Source organism: Candidatus Epulonipiscium viviparus (assembly GCF_030708075.1).
In the GTDB taxonomy this organism is placed as follows: Bacteria; Bacillota; Clostridia; order Lachnospirales; family Cellulosilyticaceae; genus Epulonipiscioides; species Epulonipiscioides viviparus.
This window is the reverse complement of the sequence record NZ_CP117982.1, coordinates 1,014,589-1,040,397: the sequence shown is the minus strand read 5'-3', so window position 1 is coordinate 1,040,397 and position 25,809 is coordinate 1,014,589. Positions and strand designations below refer to the sequence as shown.

19 protein-coding genes, 8 tRNA genes and 2 rRNA genes (1 of these 29 only partly in view) are annotated in these 25,809 nt (G+C 37.1%); 14 read left to right on the top strand and 15 right to left on the bottom strand.

The annotated features are described in order from the left end of the window. The 10 genes from PCY70_RS04170 to PCY70_RS04125 all read left to right on the top strand — a co-directional run. Window positions 1-2,447: ribosomal RNA gene (locus PCY70_RS04170) — 23S ribosomal RNA — on the top strand; it begins 448 nt to the left of the window's first position. Window positions 2,448-2,512: 65 nt separating this feature from the next. Then, window positions 2,513-2,584, top strand: a tRNA-Asn gene (locus tag PCY70_RS04165). 12 nt (window positions 2,585-2,596) lie between these two features. Then, window positions 2,597-2,668, top strand: a tRNA-Glu gene (locus tag PCY70_RS04160). 1 nt (window position 2,669) lies between these two features. After that, window positions 2,670-2,787, top strand: a 5S ribosomal RNA gene (rrf, locus tag PCY70_RS04155). Window positions 2,788-2,791: 4 nt separating this feature from the next. Further along, window positions 2,792-2,864: transfer RNA gene (locus PCY70_RS04150), tRNA-Thr, on the top strand. Window positions 2,865-2,871: 7 nt separating this feature from the next. Further along, window positions 2,872-2,945 (top strand) — tRNA-Ile (locus PCY70_RS04145). A gap of 20 nt (window positions 2,946-2,965) precedes the next feature. Continuing rightward, window positions 2,966-3,039, top strand: a tRNA-Asp gene (locus tag PCY70_RS04140). Between the two features lie 21 nt (window positions 3,040-3,060). Continuing rightward, window positions 3,061-3,133, top strand: a tRNA-Val gene (locus tag PCY70_RS04135). 6 nt (window positions 3,134-3,139) lie between these two features. Beyond that, a tRNA-Leu gene (locus tag PCY70_RS04130) sits at window positions 3,140-3,225 on the top strand. Between the two features lie 19 nt (window positions 3,226-3,244). Next, window positions 3,245-3,318: transfer RNA gene (locus PCY70_RS04125), tRNA-Arg, on the top strand. Between the two features lie 56 nt (window positions 3,319-3,374). Here PCY70_RS04125 and PCY70_RS04120 read toward each other — a convergent pair. From PCY70_RS04120 to rlmH, 6 genes are all read right to left on the bottom strand, one after another. Further along, window positions 3,375-5,132, bottom strand: a complete 1,758-nt coding sequence (locus PCY70_RS04120; RefSeq protein ID WP_305768553.1) for an ABC transporter ATP-binding protein — start codon at window positions 5,130-5,132, stop codon at window positions 3,375-3,377. Then, complete coding sequence (locus PCY70_RS04115) at window positions 5,122-6,966, bottom strand: ABC transporter ATP-binding protein (protein WP_305768552.1); 1,845 nt, start codon at window positions 6,964-6,966, stop codon at window positions 5,122-5,124. Before PCY70_RS04115 ends, PCY70_RS04120 begins: the two co-directional genes overlap by 11 nt. Before the next feature lie 3 nt (window positions 6,967-6,969). Beyond that, window positions 6,970-8,340, bottom strand: coding sequence for a coproporphyrinogen dehydrogenase HemZ (hemZ, locus tag PCY70_RS04110; protein ID WP_305768551.1), 1,371 nt, complete (start codon window positions 8,338-8,340; stop codon window positions 6,970-6,972). Between the two features lie 57 nt (window positions 8,341-8,397). Beyond that, on the bottom strand, window positions 8,398-9,024 hold the full coding sequence (locus PCY70_RS04105) for an MBL fold metallo-hydrolase (RefSeq protein WP_305768550.1): 627 nt from the start codon (window positions 9,022-9,024) through the stop codon (window positions 8,398-8,400). Between the two features lie 109 nt (window positions 9,025-9,133). After that, on the bottom strand, window positions 9,134-10,465 hold the full coding sequence (locus PCY70_RS04100) for an MATE family efflux transporter (RefSeq protein WP_305768549.1): 1,332 nt from the start codon (window positions 10,463-10,465) through the stop codon (window positions 9,134-9,136). Window positions 10,466-10,489: 24 nt separating this feature from the next. Beyond that, window positions 10,490-10,972 (bottom strand): 23S rRNA (pseudouridine(1915)-N(3))-methyltransferase RlmH, encoded by a 483-nt coding sequence (gene rlmH / locus PCY70_RS04095; RefSeq protein ID WP_305768548.1) that lies wholly within the window; start codon window positions 10,970-10,972, stop codon window positions 10,490-10,492. Between the two features lie 136 nt (window positions 10,973-11,108). On the opposite strand from rlmH, the gene PCY70_RS04090 reads away from it, so the two are divergent. Beyond that, window positions 11,109-11,762, top strand: coding sequence for an adaptor protein MecA (locus tag PCY70_RS04090; protein WP_010168067.1), 654 nt, complete (start codon window positions 11,109-11,111; stop codon window positions 11,760-11,762). A 22-nt stretch (window positions 11,763-11,784) separates the two neighbouring features. On the opposite strand, the gene PCY70_RS04085 is transcribed toward PCY70_RS04090, so the two are convergent. After that, window positions 11,785-13,260, bottom strand: a complete 1,476-nt coding sequence (locus PCY70_RS04085) for a bifunctional metallophosphatase/5'-nucleotidase (RefSeq protein ID WP_305768547.1) — start codon at window positions 13,258-13,260, stop codon at window positions 11,785-11,787. A gap of 148 nt (window positions 13,261-13,408) precedes the next feature. Between PCY70_RS04085 and PCY70_RS04080 the strand changes: the two genes are divergently transcribed. Both PCY70_RS04080 and PCY70_RS04075 read left to right on the top strand, forming a co-directional pair. Then, a complete protein-coding gene (locus PCY70_RS04080) occupies window positions 13,409-14,227 on the top strand; it encodes a hypothetical protein (protein WP_305768546.1) in 819 nt (272 codons plus the stop codon). Window positions 14,228-14,362: 135 nt separating this feature from the next. Next, window positions 14,363-16,003 (top strand): EAL domain-containing protein, encoded by a 1,641-nt coding sequence (locus PCY70_RS04075; RefSeq protein ID WP_305768545.1) that lies wholly within the window; start codon window positions 14,363-14,365, stop codon window positions 16,001-16,003. Here PCY70_RS04075 and PCY70_RS04070 read toward each other — a convergent pair. From PCY70_RS04070 to PCY70_RS04035, 8 genes are all read right to left on the bottom strand, one after another. After that, the gene (locus tag PCY70_RS04070; protein WP_305768544.1) at window positions 15,990-16,844 is read right to left on the bottom strand and encodes an aldose 1-epimerase family protein; all 855 of its coding nucleotides are present in this window, start codon (window positions 16,842-16,844) and stop codon (window positions 15,990-15,992) included. The two genes, PCY70_RS04075 and PCY70_RS04070, sit on opposite strands and share 14 nt — an antisense overlap. A 45-nt stretch (window positions 16,845-16,889) precedes the next feature. After that, entirely contained in the window at window positions 16,890-17,696 is an 807-nt protein-coding gene (locus PCY70_RS04065; protein ID WP_305768543.1) for a sugar phosphate isomerase/epimerase family protein, read from the bottom strand. A gap of 3 nt (window positions 17,697-17,699) precedes the next feature. Continuing rightward, a complete protein-coding gene (locus PCY70_RS04060) occupies window positions 17,700-18,536 on the bottom strand; it encodes a class II fructose-bisphosphate aldolase (RefSeq protein ID WP_305768542.1) in 837 nt (278 codons plus the stop codon). 3 nt (window positions 18,537-18,539) lie between these two features. Then, window positions 18,540-20,078, bottom strand: coding sequence for an FGGY-family carbohydrate kinase (locus PCY70_RS04055; protein WP_010168060.1), 1,539 nt, complete (start codon window positions 20,076-20,078; stop codon window positions 18,540-18,542). A gap of 75 nt (window positions 20,079-20,153) precedes the next feature. Continuing rightward, complete coding sequence (locus PCY70_RS04050; protein WP_010168059.1) at window positions 20,154-21,248, bottom strand: class I mannose-6-phosphate isomerase; 1,095 nt, start codon at window positions 21,246-21,248, stop codon at window positions 20,154-20,156. Between the two features lie 164 nt (window positions 21,249-21,412). Continuing rightward, complete coding sequence (locus PCY70_RS04045) at window positions 21,413-22,303, bottom strand: carbohydrate ABC transporter permease (RefSeq protein ID WP_305768541.1); 891 nt, start codon at window positions 22,301-22,303, stop codon at window positions 21,413-21,415. 12 nt (window positions 22,304-22,315) lie between these two features. After that, on the bottom strand, window positions 22,316-23,581 hold the full coding sequence (locus PCY70_RS04040; RefSeq protein ID WP_010168057.1) for an ABC transporter substrate-binding protein: 1,266 nt from the start codon (window positions 23,579-23,581) through the stop codon (window positions 22,316-22,318). Between the two features lie 24 nt (window positions 23,582-23,605). Beyond that, window positions 23,606-24,424: a carbohydrate ABC transporter permease gene (locus PCY70_RS04035; RefSeq protein WP_305768540.1), complete on the bottom strand. Its 819-nt coding sequence runs from the start codon at window positions 24,422-24,424 to the stop codon at window positions 23,606-23,608. 259 nt (window positions 24,425-24,683) lie between these two features. Between PCY70_RS04035 and PCY70_RS04030 the strand changes: the two genes are divergently transcribed. Continuing rightward, window positions 24,684-25,802, top strand: a complete 1,119-nt coding sequence (locus PCY70_RS04030) for a glycoside hydrolase family 10-like protein (RefSeq protein WP_305768539.1) — start codon at window positions 24,684-24,686, stop codon at window positions 25,800-25,802. Window positions 25,803-25,809 lie beyond the last annotated feature (7 nt).

Genomic DNA, 25,809 nt, shown 5'->3' with positions numbered 1-25,809 from the left:
ACCCCATAAGCCTAAATACTCCTCGGTGACCGATAGCGAATAGTACTGTGAAGGAAAGGTGAAAAGAACCCCGGGAGGGGAGTGAAAAAGAACCTGAAACTCTATGTTTACAAGCAGTGGAAGCACTATTTACAGTGCGACTGCGTACTTTTTGTAGAACGGTCCGGCGAGTTATTTGTAGTGGCAAGGTTAAATACACTAATGTATGAAGCCGAAGGGAAACCAAGTCTTAATAGGGCGAACAAAGTCATTGCGAATAGACCCGAAACTGGGTGACCTATCCATGTGCAGGTTGAAGTTACCGTAAAAGGTAATGGAGGACCGAACTCACGTATGTTGAAAAATGCGGAGATGACATGTGGATAGCGGAGAAATTCCAATCGAACCCAGAGATAGCTGGTTCTCCTCGAAATAGCTTTAGGGCTAGCGTTTAAAAAGTCTACTGGAGGTAAAGCACTGAATTTCCTAGGGGGGCGAGAGCCTTACCGAAGAATATCAAACTAAGAATGCCAGAAAGATATTTTAAGCAGTCAGACTATGTGTGATAAGATTCATAGTCAAAAGGGAAAGAGCCCAGACCAACAGCTAAGGTCCCAAAGTGTGTGTTAAGTGGAAAAGGATGTGAGATTTCGAAGACAACTAGGATGTTGGCTTAGAAGCAGCCACTCATTCAAAGAGTGCGTAATAGCTCACTAGTCGAGAGATCTTGCGCCGAAAATGTCCGGGGCTAAAACACACCACCGAAGCTATGGAATCAATTTATTGATTGGTAGAGGAGCATCTAAACAGCGATGAAGCAGTATCGGAAGAAGCTGTGGAGCAGTTTAGAGAGAGAATGCCGGAATGAGTAGCGAGATATAAGTGAGAATCTTATAGGCCGAATATCTAAGGTTTCCAGGGTAAAGCTGATCTGCCCTGGGTAAGTCGGGACCTAAGGCAAGGACGAAAGTCGTAGTCGATGGACAACTGGTGGAAATTCCAGTACTACCTATAATCAGAACTGCAGGGACGCAGAGAAATAAGAATTGCACGAAATGGGAATGCGTGTGTAAGCAACAAGCGGTCTTCTAGGAAAAACCGGAAGAGCAAAGCAAGTTGTGATACGGACCGAAATTTAAGTAGGGAAGATTCTGAAAGAGCTGCCAAGAAAAGCTGCTATTGCATTATAGGTACCCGTACCGCAAACCGACACAGGTAGATGAGGAGAGAATCCTAAGGCCGACGGGAGAAGTGTTGTTAAGGAACTCGGCAAAATGACCCCGTAACTTAGGGATAAGGGGTGCCAGTAGAAATACTGGCCGCAGAGAATAGGCCCAAGCAACTGTTTAGCAAAAACACAGGTCTCTGCTAAATCGAAAGATGAAGTATAGGGGCTGACGCCTGCCCGGTGCTGGAAGGTTAAGGGGAGAGGTTAGGAGCAATCCGAAGCTTTGAACTTAAGCCCCAGTAAACGGCGGCCGTAACTATAACGGTCCTAAGGTAGCGAAATTCCTTGTCAGGTAAGTTCTGACCCGCACGAAAGGCGTAATGATTTGGGTACTGTCTCGACAGCACGCCCGGTGAAGTTGTAGTACCAGTGAAGATGCTGGTTACCCGCGACAGGACGGAAAGACCCCGTGGAGCTTTACTGTAACTTGATACTGAGGTTGGGTGTTACATGTACAGGATAGGAGGGAGGCAGTGAAGTCAGTACGCCAGTATTGATGGAGCCAACGTTGGGATACCTCTCTTGTAATACTTAACTTCTAACCATAGTCCGTTATCCGGATTTGGGACAATGTCAGGTGGACAGTTTGACTGGGGCGGTCGCCTCCGAAAGAGTAACGGAGGCGCTCAAAGGTAACCTCAGAATGGTCGGAAACCATTCGAAGAGTGCAAAGGCATAAGGTTGCTTGACTGTGACATCGACGGATGAAGCAGGTACGAAAGTAGGACTTAGTGATCCGGTGGTATGAAAGTGGGATTGCCATCGCTCAACGGATAAAAGCTACCCCGGGGATAACAGGCTTATCTCCCCCAAGAGTTCACATCGACGGGGAGGTTTGGCACCTCGATGTCGGCTCATCGCATCCTGGAGCTGTAGCAGGTTCCAAGGGTTGGGCTGTTCGCCCATTAAAGCGGTACGCGAGCTGGGTTCAGAACGTCGTGAGACAGTTCGGTCCCTATCCGTCGTGGGCGTAGGAAATTTGAGAGGAGCTGACCTTAGTACGAGAGGACCGGGTTGGACGGACCGCTGGTGCATCTGTTAGACTACCAAGTCTATAGCAGAGTAGCCAAGTCTGGATATGATAAACGCTGAAGGCATCTAAGCGTGAAACAGACCTCAAGATAAGATTTCCCATTCGTAAGAAGTAAGACCCCTTGCAGATTACAAGGAAGATAGGTTGGAGGTGTAAGAGTGGTAACATTCGAGCTGACCAATACTAATGGTTCGAGGGTTTGACCTAATTTAAAATAGGTTTTGTGTAGTATATTCTTTTCTTCATTGTGTTCAGTTTTGAAAGTACAATATTCCTCGATAGCTCAGCGGCAGAGCATTCGGCTGTTAACCGAAGGGTCGTAGGTTCGAACCCTACTCGGGGAGCTATAAGATTTAGGCCCATTGGTCAAGCGGTCAAGACACCGCCCTTTCACGGCGGTAACGGGAGTTCGATTCTCCCATGGGTCATTTTGGTGATGATGCGACTTTAGGAAACACCCGTTTCCATACCGAACACGAAGGTTAAGCTAAAGTCGGCCGACGGTACTTATTTGGAGACGAATAGGGAGAATAGGTGATTGCCAAATTTATGCCGACGTGGCTCAATTGGCAGAGCAGCTGATTTGTAATCAGCAGGTTATCGGTTCGAGTCCGATCGTCGGCTAATGTGTGGACCTTTAGCTCAGTTGGTTAGAGCATCCGGCTCATAACCGGACGGTCCTGGGTTCGAGTCCCCGAAGGTCCACTCCGCACGTTAATTAGTTTGGCCCAGTGGTTCAGTTGGTTAGAACGCCGCCCTGTCACGGCGGAGGTCGAGGGTTCGAGTCCCTTCTGGGTCGTTGTCTGAAATATGACATTTAGGTCGCTTAGCTCAGCTGGGAGAGCATCTGCCTTACAAGCAGAGGGTCATAGGTTCGAACCCTATAGCGACCATGATATGCCCGAGTGGCGGAACTGGCAGACGCACAGGACTTAAAATCCTGCGGGACTTAACTCCCGTACCGGTTCGATTCCGGTTTCGGGCATATTTTTTTATAGTTTTTTGTGTGCATAGCTCAGCTGGATAGAGCGCCTGACTACGGATCAGGAGGTCGAGGGTTCGAATCCTTTTGCGCACGTTATTAATTAAAAAGACACCTACTGTGTTAAGCAAGTGTCTCATACATATTAGTTTTTATTCCATGACTTGGTGCTTTTTTGATAATTCATATAAATTAAAGTATATGCCACCTTTCTCAAGAAGTTCTGCATGTGTACCCATTTCTTTGAGTTTACCGCGTTCGAGAACAATGATGTTATCTGAGTATTGAATGGTGGATAATCTATGAGCTACCATTATAGTTGTGCGTCCTTCCATCATTTTGAATAATGCTTTCTGAATAATTGCCTCAGTATGTGTGTCGATATTTGATGTTGCTTCATCCAATATGAATATCTTAGGATTATATGAAACTGCTCTCGCAAATGAAATAAGTTGTCTTTGACCAGTAGAAAGAGTAGCACCGCCCTCTACAACTGGTTCGTCATATTTATTTTCAAGCCCCTGAATAAAATTATCAGCATAAACCATTTTAGAGGATTCTTCAATAAGGTCAAGTGTGATATTTTCATGACCTAAGCTAATATTTTGTTTAATATCACCAGTAAATAAAAATACATCTTGGAGTACCTGCCCAATTTGTTTACGCAAGCTATCAATGTTATATTCTCTAATATCTATTCCATCGATTAAAATTTGCCCTTTGTAAATATCATAGTATCTGCCTATTAAAGTGAGAATGGTGGTTTTGCCAGCGCCTGTTGCACCTACAAAAGCAACTTTCTGACCAGGCTTAATTATGAAGGATACATCTTGGAGAATATCCTCTCCTTCTTTATACGCAAACCAAACATTTTTGAATTCAATTTCTGCTTGAAATATATCTTTATCTATGATTTTATCTCCTGAAATTATATCATTTTCTTCATCTAATACACTAAAGATTTTTTCACCAGAGGCAATAGCGGATTGCAGCGTATTATATACATCTGCTAATTGTTCAATAGGTCCAAAAAAGTCTGCTGCATAAGAGCGAATAGCAATTAGAGCCCCTACTGTTAAAGCGCCTTCTAAAACTTCTACTGCCCCCATATATAAAACGATTGCTACTGTAATTTGAGATGTAACAAAAAGCAACGGTCTAAATATGGAAAAAGTATACAATTCTTTAAGTCCAGCTTTATATAAATTATTATTAATGCTTTTCATTTTTTTAAAGGTAGGCCATTGACGATTAAAAATTTGAATAACTTTCATTCCCATTATATGTTCAGATAAAAATATATTCATTTCAGTAGTATAAGTTCTTGTTGCTCTATATGCACGGATTGAAAAAAATCTGAAAACTGCAGTAAATATAAGCATGATTGGTACTACACAGAGTACAAAGATACCAGCTCTGGCATCTAGGTAAAATAACATCCCCAAAACACCTATAAGATAGATGAAATGTTTTAGTGAGTTAGTAATTACATTTGTATATAGTTGATTTAAGTTTTCGGTATCGTTTGCAACACGAGTAACTAGTGCACCTACTGCATTATTATCATAATATTTGGATGGAAGACTAAGCATCTTTGTGTAAACATCTTCACGAATTTTTTTGATAATTTTTTGACCAACGCTCTGTAGTAATAGCGTTTGTGAAACGGCTAATCCAAATCCGAAAATTAATAATGCAAAATATAGTGCGCCATAAGTAATGAGAGGGCTAAATTTACTAGCAGCAGCCATATTAGTGTCGATGAATAAATTGACAGAGTTACGCATAATAAGAGGTTTATAGAGGTCAACACCTGTAAGCAATACCATTAATACGAATATTAATAAAAAAGCTTTCCAATGTGGCTTTGCATAATATAATAGCCTAATTAATAGATTTTTACTTTTCACGGTATGGCCCCCTTTCAGTTCCTATTCCCAATGTATCAGTAACATCTGGATTATTGATGTCAAATTTATATTTTCGACTTTTTTGAGATTTTCTACCTTCTAGCTTTTGCTGCTCATACATTTCATAGTATAGACCACGTTGTGCAAGTAGACTTTCATGAGTCCCTTCTTCGGCAATGCTACCCTTATCCATAACTATGATTTTGTCTGCATTTCTAACGGTAGAAATCCTATGAGCAATGATGATATTGGTTTTATTAGATCGAACTTCTTTAAGGTTTTTGAGTATTGTTTCTTCTGTATGTGTGTCAACAGCAGAAAGAGAATCATCTAAAATAAGTATTGGTGCTTTCAATGCTAAGGCCCGAGCAATAGAGATTCTTTGCTTTTGTCCACCAGAAAGCATTGTGCCGTTTTCACCAACTAAAGTGTCGTATTGGTTTTGGAAATTGATGATATTATTATGAACATTTGCTCTTTTAGCAGCTTCTTCAATTTGTTCTGAAGTAAATTTATCTAATCCAAATCCAATATTATCTTTGACAGAAGCACTAAATAAGTAGTTATCTTGTGGAACATAGGAAATACTATGTCGAACAGTTTTAAGTCTGAGTTTCATAATATCTGTACCACCAAGGAAAATTTTATCTTGATCGACATTATAAAATCTTAATAAAACATTAACAAGGGTAGATTTTCCGCTTCCAGTACGTCCTAATATTGCTAGAGTTGTACCATCCTCTACTTCTAGGTTAATATTTTTAAGACCAATGTTTTGATTATCAGGAAAATTGAAAGTAAAGTCTTTAATACTAATGCTGCCATCTTCAATAAGCGGTGATTCATCTACTATATCTTCTTCATTATCAAGAATAATTTCTGGTACATCCATAACTTCTGATAACCTTTTAATAGCAGCAGAGCCTTGAGTATATACGTTGAGTGCTTGCCCTATTGCTGCCATTGGCCAGACTAAAAGCCAAATATATCCATTAAACGTTACAAAATCCCCTACCGAAATTTGTTCGATAATGGTTAAATATCCACCATATCCAATTGCTATAAGCATGCTTATACCCACTAGTAAGCCGATACTAGGTTGCATAATAGCCATAACTTTAAAGACACTTATATTGGCATCGTAGTTTCGTTGTACCTGTTTTTCAAATTCCCCAATATGATACTTTTCGCGTACAAATGCCTTGATGACTTTAATCCCAGCAAAAGATTCTTGAACAACATCGGTAAGCTGGGCAAACGCTTTTTGCTTTTTAATAAATCTAGTACGAATTGTTCTTCTTGCATATGTGCCGGCAATAGCAATTAGAAACATTGGGATAAGCGTAATTAAAGTTAGCTCAATATTTACTTCCATAAACATGTTGTATATAACCATTCCAGATAAAATAAATGCATCGTATAGCAATACAATACCCATACCAGTCATTTGTTTAACGGCACCAATGTCATTTATTGCATATGCCATAAGTTCTCCAGTTTTATGAGAATTGAAATATGTTACATCCAGTCTAAGAAATTTATGAAATAGTATTGCACGGAGATCTCTTTCAATTTTTCTAGATGTTTTAATTAGGCCGATTCTCCAACAAATTCTGCCAATGAAAATTGTGAATGCAATTATTATAAAGCTGAGAGTAATTTTTTGAACACCTTCTAAATTTAGTGTTCCATATGTTAATCCATCGGTAAGCTCGCCTGTAATTTTGGGTACATACATTTGACCTAAATTTGTGATTAATAGGAAAGTGATACCGAATAAATAGCCCAGTTTATATTTCCACATATACTGAGCCAAAAGTGATTTTGGTTTCATATCTTAGCCTCCCAATAGAAGAGATTGCTTTTTGGAAATCATTTCGTCGATTCTTGCAATGTATTCTTCTATTCCTTTCACATTAATAAATCGATTTTGAGTTGCTATAAATTTACTGCTGGCTCCTGCACCTAAGGCAAGAATAGTTTGTGCTTCTTCTATGATTTGAACATTATAGATACAAGTTTTATTAGGTTTGGTATAGCCAACATTTTCAAAATTACCTAATATATTTTTTTGTCTATACATATAGTATGGTCTATATCCCATACGTATCATTTGTTGCTGTGAAAAATCAATCATGGCTTTAATGGCACTTTCATCAGCCTTGTAGTTTTGTTGTTTTAATGCGGAAGCAGATTTGATTGCCATTGTGTGTATAGTTATATTTTCAGGCGAAAGATCTGCAAGTGTGGTAATAGTGTGTGTAATATTATTTATAGTTTCATTGGGCAAGCCTAAAATTATATCCATATTTATGTCAAAATTTCCAATTTTTCGTGCGAGGTCAACTGCTGTATAAATATCTTTTACATTATGATTTCTACCTATTAAGTCTAGTGTATTTTGAGTAAAAGTCTGGGGATTAATGGAAATTCTATCAACATGATACTTTTTAAAAATCGCTAATTTTGCTGCAGTAATAGTTTCAGGTCTACCAGCTTCTACAGTGTATTCGGTTACTGATGACATATCAACATTTTTATCGATATGAGCCATCAAAAATTGTAGCTGTTTTGCACTCAAAGAGGTAGGGGTACCACCACCTATATAAATATTTTTAATCTGGTATTTTGGATCTAAATTATTAGTTATTGCTGAAATTTCTGTTGCTAATGCTGTAAGATAGTCGTCTACTTTATGCTGCTTTAATGTGAGAGTAAATGATGGAAACGAGCAATAACTGCATCGTGAAGGACAAAATGGAATATTGATATATAAGCTAAGGTCAGTTGCTTTATTTTTATCAAGTATTTGTTTTGCGACTAAAGCTACTTCTATTGCTAAACGAGCTTTATTATCAGAAATTAAATATTTATGTCGTAATGTTTGTTCAATTTTTTCAACTGGTTGTCCTTCTTTCAAAAGTTTTTGCACGATTTTTGTAGGTCTCACTCCAGTTAAAATTCCCCAGGGTAATTTCACTGCAGCTTGTGTGCTTAAAATTGTATAAATTTCTCGTTTAATACTGATTGTATCCAAGCATACCAAATTTTTTTCAATCTTTATATATTTATTCACGAATTTTAAAATTATTATATTTTTGGTAATATTTATTTCTAAAATACTATTTTTATCAAGATGATTTTCAAATAATTTTGCAAGTTCATAAAACTCTTGTGTCTTATTTGGAAGATTACAATTTACTTTCATAAGTTACTCCTTAAAATATAATAGGGATTAGGCAATTAATCCCAATCCCTTATTTCTTTATTTTACAAATGTATTATTTTTTTTTTCAAAGCCGACGGTTGTTCTTAAGCCATGCCCTGGATATATAAGTGTGGCATCAGGTAGTTTAAAGATTTTAGATTTGATTCCCTCTAATAACTGCAATGTATTAGAGCCAGGAAGGTCTGTTCGTCCAACACTATTTCGAAAAATGATATCTCCTGCAAACAATGTGGCTGTTGCTGCGTGATAAAAAGCCACTCCATCTGAAGTATGTCCAGGGACATAGAGCACCTTAAATGTTAACTCCGAATCATTGAGTTTGATCTCTTCGTTGGCAGAAACATACATATCGGCTTCAAATGAAATGTTTTTACCAATCATGTTGGATAGGTTATAAGTTGGATCAGTAAGGTATCGTTTTCCTTCCTTGTGAGCAATCACTTTTGCACCAGTTTTTGCTCGTATCTCTTCTACTGCAGCAATGTGGTCAAAATGTCCATGAGTAATGAGAATTGCTTTCAATGTAGCATCTGCTGCTTCTAATTCATGTAACAAAATATTTGCATCATCTCCAGGATCAACCATAACAGCATCATGATTGTCATCTATCAATAAATAGCATTGCTCTCCCATATTGCCTACTGTAATTGTTCTGATATTCATAAGTCCTCCAAATTATTGTTGATAAGTATTACAACTATTTGCAATACTTAATTTTATCAATTTCATATATTTAATCAAGGGGGACAAGGCATAGAAATTGGTTGATTTGCTAATGTTTAAAAATTTTATTCATTTCTCTATAGTAGGCAATGATCAGCGGAATGGCGCCAACAATCCAAGCTATCGGATCTGCTAAACAAATACCAGCAAAACCAATCCAGCTTGGCAATGTATATGCTACAATAATTCTAGCAGTAAGTTCCATAGCTCCAGAAACCATTGGTACAAGAGGTCTCCCCATGCTCTGTATGGTATTTCTATAAATAAATATAAATCCAACAGCGGCATAGAATGGAGATACATAATTTAGTACCATGACCGCATTATCTAGCATTTCTGTCGCAGATTCATCTAAAAATAGGCTAAGTAAGTCTCTGGAGAATAGAGTTAAAATGAGCCATATGATGATACTGGTAATAATATTCATGGCAACTGCAGTATTAACCCCGTTTTTTATTCGCTGAAAGTTTTGCGCTCCTTTATTTTGGCCCACATAGGTTGCTAAGGCAACGCCATAGGTGAGGAGTGGTTGCAATGAAAGATTGAGAACCTTATTAGCGGCTGTATATGCTGCTATATATAAAGACCCAAAGCTATTAATTGCTCCTTGCACAATCATGATGCCCAGAGACAGTACGGAATATTGTATAGACATCGGTATTCCCATTTTTAAGTGAGTGATAAAATATTCTTTAGGAATTTGGAAGTCATCTTTTTTCAATTTAAGTAAATTAAATTTTGTGTAGCTATAAATGACGCAAAGCAAAGCAGAAATTCCCTGAGCAACATTGGTAGCGTATGCTGCTCCTGCAACACCTAGGTCAAATTGTAGGATAAATAGTAAGTCGAGTACAATGTTGATGATACAAGCAAGAATTAAAAAATATATTGGAGTTCGACTATCGCCGATTGCTCGCAAAATACCTGCTGCCATATTATAAAAAGTTTGAGTAAAAATTCCCAATATAATAATAGTAATATAAGTATCTGCGTAACCATATATGTCAGCAGGTGTATTTATCAATTCAAGCAAAGGATCTATAAGAAAAAGCATCAAGAATGTTACGATGATAGTGATGCCGATTGTCAATATAATAGCTGAGGCAACTGCATATCGAACACCTTTTGTGTCCTGCGCACCAAAGCGTTGAGAAATCAAGATAGAGAAGCCGCTAGTCATACCTATAATTAATGTATTTACTAAGAAGAATATAGCGCCAGTAGTTCCAACTCCAGCTAGTGCTAATGCTCCTACAAATTTTCCTACAATAATAGTATCCACAATAGCATAAATTTGCTGAAAAATATTTCCTATTATCAATGGAATAGAAAATACAAGCAATAGTCTGAGTGGATTACCTTTGGTCATATCCAATGCCATAAAAAATCCTCCTTATAATGGGTATTATTTATGATAAACTTCGTTTGCTGAAATTTTAAATGCTCGATAAATTTGCTCAATTAGCATAATTCTAAATAATTGATGCGGAAATGTCATTTTGGAAAAGCTCAATTTTAAGTTTGCCCTAGCAAGAACTTTGCTAGAAAGTCCCACAGAACCTCCTACTACAAAGACAACATGATTTGCACCTCGCAGATAGATCTCATCTAAGTATGCAGCAAACTCGGGAGAAGTCATTATTTGTCCTTCTATGGCAAGGGCAATGACAAATGCATTATTAGTAATTTTTGCTAATATCCTATCACCTTCTCTATCTTTAAAAATTTCTTCATCTTTTGAAGATGCATGAACGGCAATTTTTTCATCAGCAAGCTCAATAGAAGTCAATTTACAATACGAGCTTAACCGTTTATTATATTCAAAATACGCAGCAGTTAGAAACTTTTCTTTCAATTTTCCTACACAAATTATTTCAATTTTTTTCATTTTATCACCTTTTATAAATAATTATTAAGTTATAATCATATAATAGTCTAAACTCTTTACATTTGTTATTTCTTAATTTATACTATATATGTAGTAACACGAGCTAGCATTTTTGATTAGAAAGGATCGTGCAAACATGAAAATAGAAAAAATTAGTGACACACAAATCCGTATTACTTTGAACCAAGAGGATTTAATGGATAGAAATATAAAGCTTACAGAACTTGCATATGGTTCAAAAAAAGCTCAAAATTTATTTCAAGACATGATGAGTAAAGCTTATGAAGATTTTGGATTTGAGGCACAAAATGTACCTCTGATGATAGAAGCTGTACCTCTTAGCATAGATAGTATTATGATTGTGGTGACAAAAGTTAGTGATCCAGAGCAGCTAGAAGAGCGTTTAGGACTTACAGGAGAGCGCCCAACTCACAGAACATTTAAAGAGCAAGACAAAAGCTTTACGTTTGAAGAAGTTGAGCCAGCAATGCCGGATTATTCTGCATATTTAATGTATCGATTTGATAATTTGGATGAAATTAGTTCACTCTCTCATCAAATACAGCATTTATTCTTTGGTGAAAGTCGTATATATAAATATACAGATAAATACTTTTTGCTCATTTCAAGCAATCAAAATACTAATACGGATCAAGGTATACTAATAAGCGTATTAAATGAATTTGGGCGTCGAGCCTATACAAGTGAGCTTAATGAAAATTTTCTGATGGAGCATGGAACACCTATTATCAAAAAAAATGCGATAGATGTCCTTGCAAAATATCTATAGATGCCCCCTTATGGGCATTTTTTTATTGTCTAATAGTAAAATACTGGGTTGAATCTATGTCAACAGTTTTGCGATGCCTAATATATTCAATAATGAGTTCTTGCAGATCATTGCTATATTCGTGTACAATCTTGCAATCTTTATAAAAGCCATATTCACCCGTTCCGGTAGCACGATAGTCGCTCATGCAGAGTGTATAAAACTTATTTTTATCTAGCGGAGTATCTATCGTAACTCGGGAACCGATAGGTTTTGTGATATCGATGGTATAATGAAGACCAGAAAAAAAGTCATAGTTGTAGTGAGAAACTTTGGGCTTTAGAAATTTGCTAGAAATTTCGACTACGCCATTGGCAATAGTATAATACTGCGCAACGCGTTCGAGTGCTTGCTTGAGAATCTCGTAATTAACAGCCAAAACCTTCAGGGTATTTGGAAACTGATATGCTGCAACTATATCTCTAATAGTAACACCTTTGTCAAATCCTATTAAATTATTGCCGAGAGCAGTGCATGAAAAATCTGCTGCAGTGAAGTCCAATTGAACCTGATTACAGAAGTTTGCAAGGAGCGACCCAGTTAACGCTAGGGTGAGCTTGTTTTCTGCTGCAATAGGCTGATTAAATGTTCCGAGAGGTTGGTCGAGCCATTCGTTAATTTTATCTTGAATAGCTTGTAGTTTGGCAGGAACTTCAACATCCGTAGTTGCTGGTGTACACACCTGTGAAGTAATAGTAGAGCCGTTAACTTCTATATATCCGTAGTCAACAGCATTGTGCTTTAACTGCATCGTGAAGGTGCCAAATAAATTTACGCCTTCAATAGGCATGTGCTGATGCCCGGTAAGCAGAATATCAAAATCGAGCTCTTTACAAATTTTGTAGGATATATTTTCGATGGTAGTACTTAGTACTTCGCCCGTTGCAATATCGCATTCAAAACCACCATGATATAAGCAAATAGTGAGATCGCATCTATCTTTAATCTGAGCCAAAGTTGATTTGAGTCTTGTGAAGGCATCTTGGATTTCGATATTTTCAAGATGCTTAGGCTTTTCCCAAACAGGAACAAAGTCAGTAACAGCACCGACAATTCCAACTGCAGTGCCATCGGCAAATTCATGTATATAATATGGATATAGCTCGAGCTCACCCGTTTTGTCAGCAACATTGGCTACAATGCATTTTGCTGTTAGAGTATCTACATACTTTCTTAACGCATCATAGCCATAATTAAAGTCATGGTTGCCTAATGTCACATAATCATATCCCGCCGCATTCAATACTTCTGCTATAACACATTCATCAAGATTTTCCCACATATATTTTGTGAAAGGAGAGCCCTGAATCGTATCGCCCGCATCCAATATAAGAGTATTGCCTTCTTTTAAAAATTCGGCACTGCAAGCAAGAAGCCCTTGAGGCGAAGCTTTGCCTGTTGCATAATTAATAGGTAATACGACGCCATGAGTATCTGTAGTATAATATATTTTGATCATCTTCTCACACCTTTCTGTTACTAGATATTAGTCTAACCCAAAAAATCGAGAAATAAGCCTATATAAAAATTACTTTTTATGGTATAATTTTATGATTTATCGATAGTTTATGCAATTTTTGAATAAGAATCAAAAGAAGGAGGTTACTATGAAGTTTTTAAATAAATTGGAGCGAAAATTTGGTAAGTATGCAATTCCAAATCTAATGTTTTATTTAATTTTTGGGCAGGGAATAGTGTTTTTTGCAACGCTGATAAACCCTTCGCTATATTACAATTTTCTGTTTAATTGGGATGCCATATTAAGCGGAGAGATATGGAGATTAATCACTTTTATATTTATTCCAAACTCTATGGACCCGCTGTGGTTTATATTAATGGTAATAATATATTATTCGGTAGGAACTAGCTTAGAAAGAACCCTGGGAACATTTAATTTTAATTTTTATTATTTTAGTAGTGTAATCTGTACTGTTATAGTTTGTGCCATATTTGATATGTCGGGAAATATTGGAACCTATATAAATACTTCGTTATGGCTATCACTGGCAACATCGATGCCAAACATGAGCTTTTATCTATACTTTTTTATTCCGATCAAAGCAAAGTTTTTGGTGTATTTGTATTTAATCTTGATGGCCGCAGATGTTTTGATGTCTGCCAATAAAATAGCGACATTGTTGGTAATTGTAGCATCTTTGACAGGATATATAATATTCTTTGTTATACCGCTATTGAAAGAAAGGAAGATGATGGGAAAACGCACAACATATGTCAAGCCAGCATCAGCCGCACCAAATCCAAATCGAGTGGAAAAAACCAAAGCTCCAGAGGTGATTAAAGTCGCATTTCATAAATGTTCAGTGTGTGGCAAAACCGAGCTAGATGATGAGGATATGGAATTTCGATATTGCTCTAAATGCAACAAAGAGTATTGCAGTGAACATTTGAAAAATCATGAAGATTAGGACGCGGGATGCTGCGTCTTTTTTATGCAATTTAATGGCAAATATCTTAGGATAAGCTAGAATCTTTTTGTTATATATGAATTAAGATTCTGCATATATATTTATATAGACTATTAAGAAAGTGGGAGTCATCAGATGCAAAATAAGAAAAGATTTAAAATTCATAGTGATATAGTTGAATTGTGGAAATGCGAAATAGAAAAAGGGAAGCCTCATAAGCTATACTCTATGATTTCTTTGATAAACGATCAAAAATGGTTGGAAAGAGTAAGTCCTACAGAAATTTTTGAACATTGGTATACTGGAATTCAAGAGGAGTATAGATTTTTAGTAGATGAAATAATAACAAAAATTGTTAATAATACAGTATTGGATGAGTCCGAAATAGTATACCCTTGGACAGATGACTCGGGTAAGACCGAGTGGTTACGAACAGGAGGTCGCATATATAAACGATTGTCAGATAAAATTATTATTATGGGATATCATCAAAAAATATCAGAGATAAGCATATTAGAATACTCAGAATATATAGCAGAATATCTAGTGAATGTGCAAAAAAATAACGTTACTCTAAGAAGCAGTAGCAATGATAGACTTGCTATTTGTAGAACGGGAGAATCTATAGACTATGATTATTTTCAAGAAATAGTGCCGCTAGATTTATTAAGCTCTACAGAAAAAATTAATCTAAAAGATTGGCTAGAAGTACCACATGTAGCGATGGGGCTGGGAGAATATTCTGCACGAAGTATAATATATCAAAATGAAGTACATCCCATGGATCGATACATGAAGCTTACAGCTAAAGCGACTCGATATGAAAATGGCGTATTGCGAGAATTTCTGTTGTCTATTAAAGATATCGATGACAGTGTAAGGCGACGAGAACGTGCTCTGTTTCTAACAAAGGCAATAGCCAATTTAGAATATTTGCTAAAGGATGAGGAAATTAAGTTAACATTAGAAGAAAAAAATAGCAAAAATTTGATAAATCATTTCCATTCTTCGCTACAAAATGAAGAGTTTGAAGTATACTATCAGCCTAAATATGATCCTACGAAAAGATTAATCAATGGGGCAGAAGCGTTGGTTAGATGGAATTTTCAGAAAAAGCAGTTAATAAGCCCAATAGAATTTATCCCGGAATTTGAAAAAAATGGGTATATTATAGAGTTAGATAAGTATGTATGGCGTAAGGCTTGCGAATATATAAATAAGCATAATTTGGATATATTAGTTTCTGTAAATGTTTCTATGAGGCATTTAGAGGACCCAGAATTTAAAGCGTACATCACTAAATTAGTGAAAGAATATGATATCGATCCCGGAAGGCTTTGCTTGGAATTTACAGAAACAGCTCATCACGAAGATATCAAATATATATACGAGACTCTAATAGATTTGCAAGACAAAGGATTAAAGCTATCACTCGATGATTTTGGAGCAGGCTATTCTAGCCTCACATTGCTAAAAGATATTCCAGTTCACGAAATTAAGATCGATAAATCGTTGGTAAATAGTCTAGCTGAAAATGAGAAGGCATCGTTTATCTTAGAGACTATTGCTATGATGAGTCATAAATTGAATGTCCATACAGTTGTAGAAGGTGTAGAGACAAATGAGCAATTGAAAATTCTAAAACAATTAGGGTTTAATACAATTCAGGGATACTTATTTAGTAGGCCTCTTCCAGAAGATGATTTTATTGCTTTATTAAAGGAGACCAATACTGAACCCCTCCCGCAGGAGGAGAAAAGATTTATAAATCATTAAATGTAAACACTTGCTTAGCAATAAAAATTTTATGTCCTTCTAACATTACATTGCCTTTTTTCTCTTCAAAAATATGAGTTGAATCGATAGCATCAGGTAATGCGCACCAAGGCATCATACATAAAACTGTCTCCGCATCTGTAGTACTCCATAATGTGATATAAGTGAAATCCGCAAAATTAATTTTTACACTACTTTCAAGTGAAGGATTGATAAGCGTCAACTCTTTATTATCAAAACCTTCTAATATATGTGCCCCATCTGAAAAATATTTAGGGGTCACAAAAATTTTGCCGTTTTCTAAAGGATAAGGTTTTGTCTCGCCGGTCATATATTGCATGTTTTCTCGAATTAGCTCGGTTATATTATTATTAGTGCCAAAATCCACAAAGCTATCAGGAGCAGTAGCAAAGCCGGTGTGGCAACCAATTCCAAAATACATAGCCTCATCTTCGTGATTGCTTACCTTATAGGTTTGAATAACAGTATCATCTACAACTGCAAATTCGATAATTACTGTAAATTTATATGGCACAAATTGGGCAGTTTCGGCATTATCAGTCAATTTAAATGCAATACTATCAGCAGATTGGGAAACTACTTCCATTTCCATATTTTTCAAAAAACCGTGCTGATTCATAGGATATTGTTTGCCTCGAATTATAGTATAGTTATCTTTTGCTAAAGCAATGTTTGGAAACAAATTTTTAGATTGACCAACCCATATTTCAGAAGGTTGAAAGATATACTCTTTGCCGTCATTATTTTGTACACTAATAAGCTCCGCACCGAGTGAATTGATCTGCGCTGTCAGGTGATCGTTTTTAATCGTATAAATCATGAAATATAAGCAAGGAGCAACAAGGCACCTTGCTATCCTCGCTTTCTATAAATATTTTTTCAAATTTTCTGCAGTCATTCTGAGTGTTTCATCAGCATCTGTAGAAAACGCTTCTAATGTCAAAAATCCATCATAACCCACTTTTCTAAGCGCTGCAGTAACTTCTGCAAAGTCAAAGTGACCAGTTCCCACTGCATATCTATTGCTAGACGATACGTGAAGATTGGATATTAGCCCCTTTGCATATTCGATAGCATAAGGGATAGATTTGTCTTCGATGTTCATGTGAAACATATCAAGCTGGAGAGTTACGCCCTTTAGATTGTTCTCTTTAATAAAATCGACCGCATCAGTGGCTTTATTAATAGTGTTTATTTCGTAGCGATTGATAGGCTCTAACAAAATAGTAGAACCAATTTGAGCTGCATAGTCGCCAATTTCATATAATGCTTCTGCTATTCTCTTCTTAGCATCGGCTTCTGTCTCATCTTCTGAGTGAGCTCCTCTAATATATCCAAGTCCAAGTCCAACAGAATCAAGTTCCTTTGCATTATCTAGCTGCTCTTTCATCAAATCAACATTGCGTCTGCGAAGAGCAGGATCTTTTTCAGAAAGCTTAACTCCACTTTCTCCTAAATATATGGCAAAAAGTGTTACAACATCCATTCCATAATCCTTAATAAGTTTCTTGTATTCTAGCAATTGCTCTCTAGAAGTTTTTTTGATAAAAAGGTCCATTCCTTGGTAGCCATATTTTTTCATCAAGTCAAAATTTTCTTTAAGATTACCATCTTTAAATACGATAGGTCCAAACGATGTTGGATAAGTTGATACCGCACAAGCTAATTTCATAAATTAAACCTCCGAACTAAATATCTTGATTTTTTCTGCTGCTACCGCGGCAACAGCATCTGCAACTACAGGAAATAATTGCAATGGTTGAATAGGCATTGTGTCTTGGTGCATAAGATCATACATTGTTAGCGCATATGCGTGTTTTAGATCTGTGGCTATATTAAATTTTTTGATGCCGGCCTGAATAGAAGCGCGCATAATTTCAGAAGGAATGTCGGAGCCACCGTGCATTACTATAGGCATTTTTTCTAGTGCAGAACTAATTTCTTTAATGCGTGGCACGTTAATCTTTGCCTCACCTTTATAAAATCCATGAACATTTCCAACAGAGATTGCTAGAACATCGATATCGGTTTTTGATGCAAATGTAACAGCCTCTTCTACAGAAGTAATTTTTTGTTCAGTTTCTTCATCTCCATCTTCACTAAGCCCCAGCTGACCAATTTCGCCTTCGATGGAACGATTGTGTGAATGCGCATAATCTGCCATCATTTTGGTAAGTTTGATATTCTCTTCAAATGGCAAGTGAGATCCGTCAAACATAATATCTAAACCAAAATCTATACATTTTTTGAGAAAATCGATATCTTCGCCATGGTCAACCATAACGGCCATGTCAACGCTTGCCTTCTTAGCCGCTGCAATGGCTGCACCACCCAATATTTCGATTCCGCCATATTTTAAAACTGCCTCATTAATCATCATAATAGCAGGACGCTGGGTTTCTTCTGCTGCTTGGACTACGCCTTTGATAAATTCTAGGTTGTGAATATTAAATGCACCAATAGCGACATTGTCGCCTGCATATTTAAAAATTTCTTTTAAAGTTATTAACATTGGTTACCCCCTAAATTTTTCTTGAATATTATAGAGCTGAGTATTAAAATTTTTCATAGATTCATAGCCCTCTTTATAAATCTGATATATCTCGTCATAAATAGGAACCATTTTTGGATCTGGATGGATAATTATATTTTTGCTAGCAAGCATTTCGGATACCTCTTCTATATCCTTATACATACCGTCACCGATAGCAGCCAGCATTGCTGCACCCTGAGATGTTGCTTCGGCTTCAAAGCACAATTCGATATCTTTGTTGGTAACGCTTGCCTTAATAGTTTGCCAAACTTTGTTATGGGAGCTTCCGCCAACAACGCATAGAGATTCTACATTCACTCCTGCAAGCTTTTCTTCCATATCGACAATCATTCTGGCTTGCATAGAAAGTCCTTCTAGTACGCTTCGAAGCATGTTTTTGGCAGAATGCGTATCGCGAAGCCCAACAAACGAGCCAGAAGCTTTTGGATTCCAATATGGCGCACCAGCACCTCGCATATGCGGATAGAACAGTAAGCCCTTTTCGGCACCCTTTTCGTTTTCTAGCTGTGCCAATATTTGCGCATAACTATACTCATCTTGCTTAATGCCAAAGCATTCAGAAGACGTTAAAATTTCATATGCCCAGTCAAAGCTTCGACCAGAGCAAATAATTCCGCCCCAAAGTGCGTATCTATCTTTTTGCAAATATCTGCAAGTGCGTTGACCTTCAAAAGTCATGTTAGGCACGGCATCTTTTTTGGAAATGTAGATAAATGATTCTGCAGTCCCAGAGCTATCCAATATTTTGTCGCCTCTAATCGCACCTGCCGCAATGGATGCGCAAGGATGATCATTTCCACCAACGACAACTTTGGCCCCTGCAGTAATTCCAGTTAATTCAGCAACGGCAGAGCTAATTGTACCGATTGTCGTGCCACTTTGGCATACTCTTGGTAGCATGTCTACAGGCACATCGACCATATCTAATATTTCTCTCGACCACTCATTTGCCACAACATCAAAAGCAAGTGTGCGCGATGCAAATGTATAGTCAGTTACACATTCTCCCGTTAGGCAAAAAAGCATGTAATCTCCCATTTGTAGCCATTTATAAGCATTTTGATAAACTTCAGGCCAGTGTTTTCGTATCCACATGATTTTTGGCAACGAAAAAATAGGATTTACATCGAGGCCAGTAATTTCATATAGTTTTTCTGCAGTCAGTTTTTCTCTAAGCTCTTCTGCTTCTTTTATACTACGAGTATCGAACCAAGCGATGATGTCGCCCAAAACTTTACCATTTTTATCCACGCCAACCACTGCTTCTGCAATGCTAGTTACAGATACAGCAGAAATGGGCTGCGCCACTTTGGCAGTAACAGCTTTGCAGAGCTTGCTAATATCGTCCCACATTTCTATAGGATTATAATAGCTATATCCAGAAGCATCGAGGTGCGTTTTGGTGGCAACACGTTCTATTGCAATTAATTTGCCGACTTGGTCATATACTGCGGCTTTCCAATTTGTTGTTCCTACGTCAATAGCCAAATAATATTTCATAGTACCTCCAAAGTTATAAAAGCATTAATAAGCCCCCGCTGTGGCATTTGCGCTCACATAAGGGGAAGCGTAAATTTATTCTGCAGGCGGATAGCAAACAAGTACAATAGTTTCGCCCTCTACTGGCTCTAGTGTTAAGTTTTTGATGCCATGAGGTAAGAATACTCCACGTCCTTGTTCGGCAGTGCAAGCATATTCTCCTGTATTAAATTTACATTGACCTTTAACAGTAATTGCAATTCGATGACCATCAAAATAAGGCACGTCTATAGCTTCGCTAAAAGTATATTTGTCAACCTTAAATCTTTTTGCCTGAGCATAGCTCACAACTTCATCGATTCTAGCTTTGTCAGTCTTAAATAAGTTGGTTTCGCTAAGTGCACATTTAGCAAGCATTTCGTCGTAAGTGTAAGTGTCATAGTGGAACGCATCTAGCAGTTTTTCGAATCCTAGGCCATAATGCATTTCATAGTCAGAGAATGTGCGCTCTGGCAAATAATATTTCTCAACTCTAAATGTGTAGTCACAAGGTTCGTGAACTTCTAAGAATACGCTTCCAGGGCCTAGGCAATGTGGTACACCAGCATCTACAAAATACATTCCGCCCTTGTGAACAGGGATTTTATGCATGCATTCTAACATTGCAGGGATATCTTGCTTATCAAATAGTTCTTTCCACTGTTCTTTAGTAACGCCTTTTTTAAATCCCGCATATAAGCAAGGTTCAGAACCGTTTATGCTACGTGTTTCCACAATATACCAAGCTTCTGCTTTGCCATTAGGAAAGTCGAGGTATTTTTGTGCAAATTCGGTGTCTGGATGACATTGAAGCACGTGACGAACAGTTGTATCGCCAACTCTGGCAGAAACGCGAACGTCTTGTTGATCGGCATATTTGGCACCCAGATATCCTAGGTAGTCTCCTTTGATCAATCTAGAAAGTGTAATTGTTTCGCCATCAGGAAGAATAATCTTGCTTAATCCTTCATCAGAAGCCTTATTTTCATTTGTTACTTCTACTGTTGAAATTAGAAATTCTTCACTAAAATTACCGTCTTGTGGATTTTCTAGTCGTTGCCATTCATCTAAAAGCTTGCCACCTGTATAAGCTCTCTTAACTCGGTTAAGTTCCAGTATATGTGGAATTTTGGTTAAATCGATTTGACTCATAAAATATTAGCAAGGAACATGCGACTCCTCGCTATCCTCTCTTTCTATAGAAATTAATTATTATGGCAATAGAGTTGCTGCCAAGATTAATTTTAACTTAAATTTCCAAAAAAGCCAAGGGGTTGGCGAAATAAAAAAGAGCATGCTAAGCATACTCATTATAATCAATCTACATTTCTTTGGACTTTCATATAAATACCAACACCAACCATACTTAAAATTAATCCCATTACTGCCAATGCAGAAGCAGGACCAAATTGAAACTCCACAAATGAAAGTCTATATATCAAAGTTGCCAACGTCTCTGTTGCACCCAACGGACCGCCTCCGGTAGTCAACCAAATCAACGGAAATAAATTCATAGTCCATATTGCATCGAGGATGCCAACGCTTAAGATAACGTTTTTTAATGAGGGCAATGTCATGCTAAAAAACTGCCTAATTTTTCCGGCCCCATCCATCTGCGCTGCCTCATAAATTGAATCAGGAATATTTTGTAGCCCGGCCAAAAAGCTTATCATGCAAGTTGGGTAGCCTCGCCAGGCATTAATGATGAGTAACGATACAACGGCAAGTGTGGGGTTCCCGAGCCAATCAATTATCACCTGTGTTCCGCTAATGCTACTAAGCAAAGAATTGACTACGCCTTGTGGATTAAGCATCAGCTGCCATATTACAGCCACTACTGCAGCAGTAAATAACCAAGGCAAAACATAGATTACACGAAATATGGCTAGTGCTTTGGGATTAATTTTAACATTTAGTTGTACTGCACATAAAATTCCTATTACTGTATGAGCCAGAACACTCACGATGGTAAATAGCAATGTAAAAGAAATCATTGGTACCAGACGAGAGTCAGTTAATACGGTAATATAATTATCGAAGCCAACGTACGTATAATTATCATTGATGATATTGTCGATGAAGCTATATTGAATAACTTTACATACGGGATATAGAATTACAGCGACGAGCAATATAATTGCAGGTGCCAAGAAAAACAAAGGCGTTAAATTAGTTAATAGCTTATGATTTTTCTGTATTTTTTTCATAGGGAGAGCCTCCTATTGATTTAGAGTAGCATTCCAAGTTGTTTGAACACTGGCAAGAGCTTCTTCAACAGACATGCTGCCCTGAATAACAGCAGCGCCAGCCTTAGTTAATGCGACCCAACAAGCGCTAGAATTTGGCATAAGCATTAGCTCTTCTACCATATTGAGATTGTTCAGTGAGTCGAGGGTGATAAGATCTTGCGGAAATTGATCAGTCCAAGTTATTTCAGAATCATATCTGGAAGGCATTTTTAAAAGCGCATCACACAGCTTTTCGTTGTTTTCTTTACTAGTCAAAAATGAAATGAATTTCCAAGCCTCTTCTTTATGTTCCGAAGTACTCGAAATAGCTATATCCCACCCGTGGTGTCGCAGCTCAGGTTGGCCAGTTCCGTCAAATGTTGGAAGAGGCATCAGTCCAAAATCAAGATCAGGGTTTCTGTCAGTAATAGTCATCATATGTAAATCGGGAGAAATCATCATTCCAACATTGCCAACGCTAAATAGCTCCATATTTTGAAACTCACTGCGGCTTGTAGTGCCGGGTAACAAACTTCCGTCATCTAAAAGTTGTTGAAGAAGCGAAAATACTTGATACATCTCTGGAGTTTCAACAGTAAATTTCCCATCAACAAATGTTCTTCCATTAAGCGCATAAAGGAGAGGATATATACTAAGTATAGAGCCATTCGAAGCTTCTTGTTCTGCCAAAGTAAGAGTAAAGCCATACTCATTTTTGGAAGGATCTGTTAATGCCTTGGCTGCCGAAGTGATATCGGCCCATGTCTTAGGAAGCTCAAGGCCAGCATTGGCAAACATTGTGTCATTGTAATATAAATAAAAGGCAGAGGTAGTGACGGGTAGCAAATAAGTATGGCCATCTATTGGTGTAAGAGAAGTTGGCATAAATGCTGATTTGTCAAATGTTGGGTCAGCAGCCATCAAATCATCCAGCGGCGCAATCATGTTTAAATCATAAAATTCGCGAGCCCATGGTGGATTCATTGCTATAACATCTGGGAGAGATTTGGACACTCTAGAAGCGATCGCTTGTGTACGAACTTCTCCAAACGGCAAAGTTACCAGCTTAATTTTTATATCAGGATGGGCAGCCTCAAATTCTGAAATTAATGAAGTTACGGAGTCGCCACCATCTTCGGTCGACCACCATTGCATAAATTCTAATTCAACAACATCGCCGCTTTCAGAATCAGCAGAACACCCGGCCAAAGAAGCCATCATGATTCCAGATAAAATTAGTCTCCAAAATTTTTTCATATTAAATTCCTCCAATTTATCAAATTAACCTTTAATTGCACCTGCACCGATGCCTCCAATAAATTCTTTTTGACCAAATAAATATAAAATAAGCACTGGTACGCTAGCAAGCAATGACATCGTCATAAGCACATTCCAATCATAAGCAGCCTCTCCTTTTAAGAGCGCAATGCCGATAGGGAAAGTCTTCAACGCATCATCTCTAATTAGGGTCATTGTTAATATATACTCATTCCATACAAGAATAAAAGTGTAAATCATAGTAGAAACTATACCCGGTCTCGCAATAGGAACAAGAACGGTCCATAAAGTTCTAAGTTCGCTTGCGCCATCAATGCGTGCCGCCTCATCTAACTCTTTGCTAATGGAATTGAAATATCCAACTAGCATAACAATTGTATAAGGAAGTGCAAATGAAATGAAGGCACTAAGCAAACCGGTTCGTGTATCATATAAATTGTATGCAACCATTAATATAAAAAATGGAATAATTAATATGACTTGAGGAATGGATTGAGTAGAAATTACAAAAGAATTAAACCAATATTTTCCTTTGAAATTATATCTACTAACTGCATATGCAGCCATGATTCCTATAAATGTTGAAATCAATGTAACAACTATTCCATTAAAGTAGCTATTAAAGAAATAGGTCATGATTTTCTTATCGCTTAAAACTTTTATGTATGCTTCCAATGTAAATTCGGGAGGCAATAATTTTACGGGGTAACTAAATATGTCACCATTGTGCCGAAATGAAATAGAGATCATCCAAAATATCGGAAATATAATGAAAATAGAGTTGATGATGAGTATAAAATAAGTAAAATATTTTTTGGTCATGAGCTCACTCCTTTGAACATTATTTATGTTTTGTAATAACAATTATATCAGAATAAATTTATGAAGTAAATATAAAGAACTTGCAATGTTGCAAATTTATTTAGTGAAAAGTTCCGCAACTACTTTTTTCAGAAAAAACTCTTTCAAAATCCGAAGCTTTGTAGTAGAATAAATATTGCAGCAGTATTAATAGCAATCACAATTATCATGATTTAACAGTACAAAAGAAAATTTGTGCATTAAGAAAAGGAGAAACAAAATGAAAGGCAAATTATTTTTACTTACATCGTTGTTAACGGTTGCATCATCAATGAACATATACGCAAAAGATGAACCTATGAGAGGAATATGGATAAGCACCGTTGCTAACATAGATTTTCCAAAGAACATAGGCGACCCTCTATTGCAGCAAGAAGAAATGGTAAATTATCTAGATGAGCTAAAAGAGGTTGGAATCAATGCGGTGATGTTTCAGGTTAGGCCAACAGCAGATGCATTATATGAATCAAAAATTAATCCATATTCAAACGTGTTAACGGGAGTTCAAGGCAAAAATCCAGGGTATGACCCACTCGAATTTACAATAAAAGAAGCGCATAAGCGAGATATAGAAGTACACGCCTGGCTAAATCCATATAGAGTGAGTAAAGCAGGGCTTGATTTTGAAGACCTAGCTGTATCGCATCCAGCACGACTAGACCCGTCTATGATTTTTGTCTATAATGATGCGATGTATTATAATCCGGAGTTAGAAATTGTAAAGGTGCATATAGAAAACACAATAGAGGAAATTATTAGAAATTATGATGTAGATGGCATTCATTTCGATGATTATTTTTATCCAGCAGGATACCCGTTGCCAGAAGGTGAAAATGGGGATGGCAAAGTTGCGGAGCAAAGGCGATACAATGTAAATGACATGGTAAAAAGAGTAAGTGAGCTAATAAAAGAAATAGATTCTGATGTGGAATTTGGAATAAGCCCGATGGGAATTTGGAAAAATGATTTATATGACATATCAGGTTCGGCAACAAACGGAGGGCAAGCATATTACGACGTGTATGCAGATGCCAGAATGTGGATTAAAAATGAGTGGATAGACTATATTGTACCACAAATCTATTGGGAACAGGGCCATAAGGCTGCGGACTACGAAACGTTGGTCAGCTGGTGGAACAACGAAGTACTTGGAACAGATGTCGATTTATATATTGGGCAGGCATTATACAAAGATGTTGTTGCAAAAGAAATTGTAGAGCAATTAGATGTAAATAAAAAATATAACGAAGTAGATGGTAGTGTATTCTTTACACTAGATGATTTGCTAGAAGATCGTGAAGGCTCAAAGGGTAAGTTGACAGAGTACTTTGCGAAGTAAGGAGTAG

Coding starts and splice junctions, on each gene's coding strand:
- PCY70_RS04060 (WP_305768542.1), bottom strand. CDS start 18,536: ATGTTAATAACTTTAAAAGAAATTTTTAAATATGCAGGCGACAATGTC.
- rlmH (WP_305768548.1), bottom strand. CDS start 10,972: ATGAAAAAAATTGAAATAATTTGTGTAGGAAAATTGAAAGAAAAGTTT.
- hemZ (WP_305768551.1), bottom strand. CDS start 8,340: ATGAAAGTAAATTGTAATCTTCCAAATAAGACACAAGAGTTTTATGAA.
- PCY70_RS04105 (WP_305768550.1), bottom strand. CDS start 9,024: ATGAATATCAGAACAATTACAGTAGGCAATATGGGAGAGCAATGCTAT.
- PCY70_RS04115 (WP_305768552.1), bottom strand. CDS start 6,966: ATGAAACCAAAATCACTTTTGGCTCAGTATATGTGGAAATATAAACTG.
- PCY70_RS04100 (WP_305768549.1), bottom strand. CDS start 10,465: ATGGCATTGGATATGACCAAAGGTAATCCACTCAGACTATTGCTTGTA.
- PCY70_RS04065 (WP_305768543.1), bottom strand. CDS start 17,696: ATGAAATTAGCTTGTGCGGTATCAACTTATCCAACATCGTTTGGACCT.
- PCY70_RS04070 (WP_305768544.1), bottom strand. CDS start 16,844: ATGATTTATACGATTAAAAACGATCACCTGACAGCGCAGATCAATTCA.
- PCY70_RS04080 (WP_305768546.1), top strand. CDS start 13,409: ATGAAGTTTTTAAATAAATTGGAGCGAAAATTTGGTAAGTATGCAATT.
- PCY70_RS04035 (WP_305768540.1), bottom strand. CDS start 24,424: ATGACCAAAAAATATTTTACTTATTTTATACTCATCATCAACTCTATT.
- PCY70_RS04090 (WP_010168067.1), top strand. CDS start 11,109: ATGAAAATAGAAAAAATTAGTGACACACAAATCCGTATTACTTTGAAC.
- PCY70_RS04045 (WP_305768541.1), bottom strand. CDS start 22,303: ATGAAAAAAATACAGAAAAATCATAAGCTATTAACTAATTTAACGCCT.
- PCY70_RS04040 (WP_010168057.1), bottom strand. CDS start 23,581: ATGAAAAAATTTTGGAGACTAATTTTATCTGGAATCATGATGGCTTCT.
- PCY70_RS04055 (WP_010168060.1), bottom strand. CDS start 20,078: ATGAAATATTATTTGGCTATTGACGTAGGAACAACAAATTGGAAAGCC.
- PCY70_RS04075 (WP_305768545.1), top strand. CDS start 14,363: ATGCAAAATAAGAAAAGATTTAAAATTCATAGTGATATAGTTGAATTG.
- PCY70_RS04085 (WP_305768547.1), bottom strand. CDS start 13,260: ATGATCAAAATATATTATACTACAGATACTCATGGCGTCGTATTACCT.
- PCY70_RS04050 (WP_010168059.1), bottom strand. CDS start 21,248: ATGAGTCAAATCGATTTAACCAAAATTCCACATATACTGGAACTTAAC.
- PCY70_RS04030 (WP_305768539.1), top strand. CDS start 24,684: ATGAAAGGCAAATTATTTTTACTTACATCGTTGTTAACGGTTGCATCA.